The sequence below is a fragment of the Streptomyces sp. NPDC055078 genome (genome assembly GCF_053607985.1).
Genome location: NZ_JBSGUP010000657.1, coordinates 1 through 4,562, shown reverse-complemented (window position 1 = coordinate 4,562; position 4,562 = coordinate 1). Strand labels below are relative to the sequence as shown.

Annotated in this window: 4 protein-coding genes and 1 rRNA gene; 1 reads left to right on the top strand and 4 read right to left on the bottom strand. The window is 70.8% G+C overall.

The window, feature by feature from the left end; genetic code table 11:
* On the bottom strand, window positions 1–848 hold an 848-nt coding region (locus ACWF94_RS34235; RefSeq protein WP_453497662.1), incomplete at its 3' end, for an HAD hydrolase-like protein.
* A 71-nt stretch (window positions 849–919) separates the two neighbouring features.
* Between ACWF94_RS34235 and ACWF94_RS34230 the strand changes: the two genes are divergently transcribed.
* Window positions 920–2,200 carry a DUF1015 family protein gene (locus ACWF94_RS34230; protein ID WP_453497659.1) on the top strand — a complete coding sequence of 427 codons (1,281 nt, stop codon included), beginning with the start codon at window positions 920–922 and terminating at the stop codon, window positions 2,198–2,200.
* Window positions 2,201–2,248: 48 nt separating this feature from the next.
* Here the strand turns inward: ACWF94_RS34230 and ACWF94_RS34225 are convergent, their stop codons facing one another.
* The 3 genes from ACWF94_RS34225 to rrf all read right to left on the bottom strand — a co-directional run.
* Window positions 2,249–3,061, bottom strand: coding sequence for a hypothetical protein (locus tag ACWF94_RS34225; RefSeq protein ID WP_453497665.1), 813 nt, complete (start codon window positions 3,059–3,061; stop codon window positions 2,249–2,251).
* On the bottom strand, window positions 2,953–4,260 hold the full coding sequence (locus tag ACWF94_RS34220) for a hypothetical protein (protein WP_453497668.1): 1,308 nt from the start codon (window positions 4,258–4,260) through the stop codon (window positions 2,953–2,955). Before ACWF94_RS34220 ends, ACWF94_RS34225 begins: the two co-directional genes overlap by 109 nt.
* A 214-nt stretch (window positions 4,261–4,474) precedes the next feature.
* A 5S ribosomal RNA gene (rrf, locus tag ACWF94_RS34215) occupies window positions 4,475–4,562 on the bottom strand; the annotation flags it as partial.

Genomic DNA, 4,562 nt, shown 5'->3' with positions numbered 1-4,562 from the left:
GCCCCGGACACTTCGGGCTGCCCGGTCAGGATTCCCCGCAGATCGGCGTCCACATACGTCGGCCGGTGCTCGGGCGGCGCGGCAAGCAGCCGCGCCGCGTCCGTCACTCCGGTCAGGACCAGCAGCGAAACGACCCCGCCGTTGAACGCGCCCTCGATGTCCGTGTCGAGCCGGTCCCCCACCACCAGCGGCTTCCGCGCCCCCGTCCGCAGAATCGTCTCCCGGTGCATCGGCGGCAGCGGCTTCCCCGCCACCTGCGGCTCCGCCCCCGTCGCGATCCGTACGACCTCCACCGCCGCGCCGTTGCCGGGCGCGATCCCCCGCGCGCCGGGAATGGTCAGATCGGTGTTGGACGCGAACCATGGCACCCCTCGCGCGATCGCGTAGCACGCCTCCGCGAACCGCCCCCACTCCAGCCCGGGACCGCCGTACCCCTGCACCACCGCCGCCGGATCGTCATCCGCCGACTCCACCGGTACGAGCCCCCGCTCACGCAGCGCGACCCGCAGCCCGTCCCCGCCGATCACCAGCACCCGCGACCCGGCCGGCACCTGCTCGGAGATCAGCCGGGCCACCGCCTGCGCGGAGTTGATCACATCATCGGCGGCGGTCGGCACCCCCAGCTCGGTGAGATGCGCCGCCACCACCTCCGGCGGCCGAAGCGCGTTGTTCGTCACATACGCGAGCCGCATCCCGCCGTCCCGCGCCGCCAGCAGCGAGTCCACGGCGTACGCGATCGCCTCCCCGCCCGCGTACACCACACCGTCCAGGTCCAGCAGCGCGGTGTCGTACGCCTCACTCAGCGCCGCCGCACTGCCGCCCGGCCGGTTTCTGATCCGCTGACTCATCCGACCTCGCCCCTCGATAGCCGCCACTCCCCCGATCATCGCTCATCCCACGACCCACATACGATGCACGGATGAACAGCGAAGGTCCCGCGGCCAACGACGGTCTGCGACTGATCCCCTTCCGTGGCCTGCGGTATGTCCCCGAGCGGGTCGGTTCTCTGGCAGCCGTGACCTCTCCTCCCTACGACGTCGTCGTACGGCCCGACGGACTGCACCACCTCGAATCGGCCGACCCGTACAACATCGTCCGGCTGATCCTGCCCCAGGCCACCACCCCCGCCGCCCGCCACCAGCAGGCCGCCGACACCCTCTCCCACTGGCTCGACGAGGGCATCATCGCCCCGGACCCGCTGCCCGCGCTCTATGTGTACGAGCAGCGCCACGGCGACATCCTCCAGCGCGGCGTCATCGGCGCGCTCGCCCTGTCCGAACCCGCCGATGGTGTCGTCCTCCCCCATGAGGACGTGATGCCGGACATCGTGGCGGACCGGGCGGCCCTGATGCGGGCCACGGGCGCCAATCTGGAACCGCTGCTCCTCAGCTATCGCGGTATGGGCAACGCGACCGGCACGACCGCCGTGGTCGAACGGACCGTACTGCGCTCCCCCCTGCTCGCCACCACCACCGAGGACGGCTTCAGCCACCGGCTGTGGTCACTCACCGACCCGCGCGACCTCGCCGAGATCAGCGCCGATCTCGCCGACCGCCAGGCCCTCATCGCCGACGGCCACCACCGCTGGGCGACCTACCTGCGACTGCGCGCCGAGCACCCCTCGGCCGCCCCCTGGAGCTACGGACTGGTCCTGCTGGTCGACACCTCGCGCTACCCGCTGCGCGTCCGGGCGATCCACCGCCTGCTCCACCGCCTCCCCGTCGCGACCGCCGTCACCGCACTGACCGGCTCGTTCCGCGTCCGCCGTCTCGAACTCCCCCTCCCTCAGGCCCTGGACGCCCTCGCCGAAGCGGCCTCCGAGACCAACGCCTTCCTCCTCGCGGGCGACGGCTCCTTCCATCTCATCGACCGCCCGGCCCCGGATCTGCTCGCCCGGACCGTGCCCGCCGACCGCCCCAGAACCTGGCGCACCCTGGACGCGACCGTCCTTCACTCCACCCTCCTGGACCACATCTGGCACGTCCCGGACGCCCCCGAACACATCACCTACATCCACGACACGTCCGCCGCCGTCACCCAGGCCGAACGCCACGGCGCCACGGCGGTACTGATGCATCCCGTACGGGAGGAGGTGGTACGGGAGCTGGCAGAGGTAGGCGTCACCATGCCCCGCAAGTCCACCTCCTTCGGCCCCAAGCCGGCGACCGGCCTGGTCCTGAGAAGCCTCACGCTGAACTGACGAAGGGCGGCACCCGGTGGGGTACCGCCCTTCTCGATCCATCAACGGCTACGCGTCCTCGTCATCCTCCGCGTCACCCTCGGCCTCCGGCTCGCCGACGCCATCCGTGACTTCCGCGTCATCGGTGTCGCCGACGCCATCGGTGTCATCCATGTCATCCGTATCGACACTGTGGTCCATGTCCTCGGTGACATCGACGAACTCCACACCGTCCATCTCGGCCAGCCGGTCCGAGGCATCGGTCACCCCGTCCTTGTCGGCCTCCAGCGCCTTGGCGAACCACTCACGGGCGTCATCCTCCCGCCCGGCCGCCAGCAGAGCATCGGCATACGCGTAACGCAGCCGGGCCGTCCAGGGCTGTACGGAGTTCGAGGCCAGCTCCGGGCCCTGAAGGGTCACGATGGCGGCGTCCAGCTGCCCCAAGTCCCGCCGCGCCCCGGCCGCCACGAGCCGCATCTCCACCTGCCCGGCCTTGTCGAGCTTCTGCACCTCGGCCTCACCGGCCATGGCGAGCGCCCGCTCGGGCCGCCCGAGCCCCCGCTCGCAGTCCGCCATGACGGGCCACAGCTCAACCCCGCCGCTCATCCGCCGCGCCGCCCTGAACTCGGACAGCGCCTCGGTGTACTTCTGGGTCGCGTACGCGGCGAATCCCGCCGCCTCACGGACCGCGGCCACCCGGGAGGCGAGCCGCAGCGCGATCCTGGAGTAGGCATACGCCTGCTCGGGGTCCTCGTCGATCAGCTTGGCGACCATCACCAGATTCTTGGCGACATCCTCGGCGAGCCCCTTCGGCAGGCTCTGCAACTCCTGCCGTACGTCCTTGTCGATCTCGTCGCCGGTGACGTCCTCGGGAATCGGCAGCCGCCTGATCGGCTCACGCTCGGGGCGCTCACGGTCACGGTCGTCCCTGCGCCCGCCGTATCCGCCCCGGTCATCACGCCGCCCATAGCCACCGCCACCGGGCCGCCCACCTCGGTCACGGCCATCGGACCGCCCACCGCGATCGTCCCGCGCCCCGCGGTACCCACCACGGTCGTCCCGCCGGTCATCCCTGCGGAACCCGCCACCGGACGGCCGGTCATCGCGACGCGGCGCACGGTCATCACGCCGGAACCCGCCCCCGGTGGGCCGGTCCCCGCCACGATCGTCGCGGCGGTCGTCCCTGCGGAAGCCGCCACCGGACGGCCGATCGTCCCGCCTGTCGTCCCTGCGGAAGCCCCCACCGGACGGCCGATCGTCCCGCCTGTCATCACGTCGGTCGTCGCGCCTGTCATCACGGCGGTCGTCGGGGCGCGGACCACGATCACGATCACGGTCGTCCCTGCGGAACCCACCACTCGGCCGGTCATCGCGGCGACCATAACCGCCGCCACCAGTACCACCACCGCCACCGGAACCGGCCGGACGGGACCCACGATCATCACGAGGCCCTCGGTACCCACCACGGTCATCATCACGACGGAAGGAGGGACGGTCATCACGCCGGAACCCGCCACCGGACGGCCGGTCATCACGCCGATCATCCCGACGCGGCGCGCGATCGTCCCTGCGGAACCCACCACCGGGCGGCCGGTCGTCCCGACGATCGTCACGACGGAACCCGCGATCACGGTCGTCCTGACGACCATAGCCACCGCCACCACCACTGCTGCTGGGACGACCGCCTCGGTCGTCCCGGTCCCGGGCCCCTCGGTACCCACCACGGTCGTCGTCGCGGCGCGGACCACGATCACGGTCATCCCGACGGAATCCACCACCGCTGGTGGGCCGGTCGTCCCTACGGAACCCACCACCGGACGGGCGATCGTCCCGCCGGCCATCACGCCTGTCATCACGTCGGTCATCGCGCCGGTCGTCGCGGCGCGGACCACGATCACGATCACGGTCGTCCCTACGGAACCCACCACCCGGCCGATCGTCACGGCGACCATAACCGCCGCCACCAGTACCACCACCGCCACCGGAACCGGCCGGACGGGACCCACGATCATCACGAGGCCCCCGGTACCCACCACGGTCACGGTCATTGTCACGACGGGGCCCACGGTCACGGTCGTCACGACCACCACGGAATCCGCCCCGGTCGCCACCGTCCCTACGACGCGGCTCGCGCTCCGGACGATCGTCGGGAGAGTTGGTGGACATCGACGTGACTCCTGTCTTCGGGTACTGCGGTCATTCTCGCGCAACCGGCCATCGGATGCGCTTTGGCATAGCAAACACAAAAAGACCCTTGGTCCAGCGTGAACGCTGGACCAAGGGCCCTAAATAATTGTTCGGCGGTGTCCTACTCTCCCACAGGGTCCCCCCTGCAGTACCATCGGCGCAGTATGGCTTAGCTTCCGGGTTCGGAATGTAACCG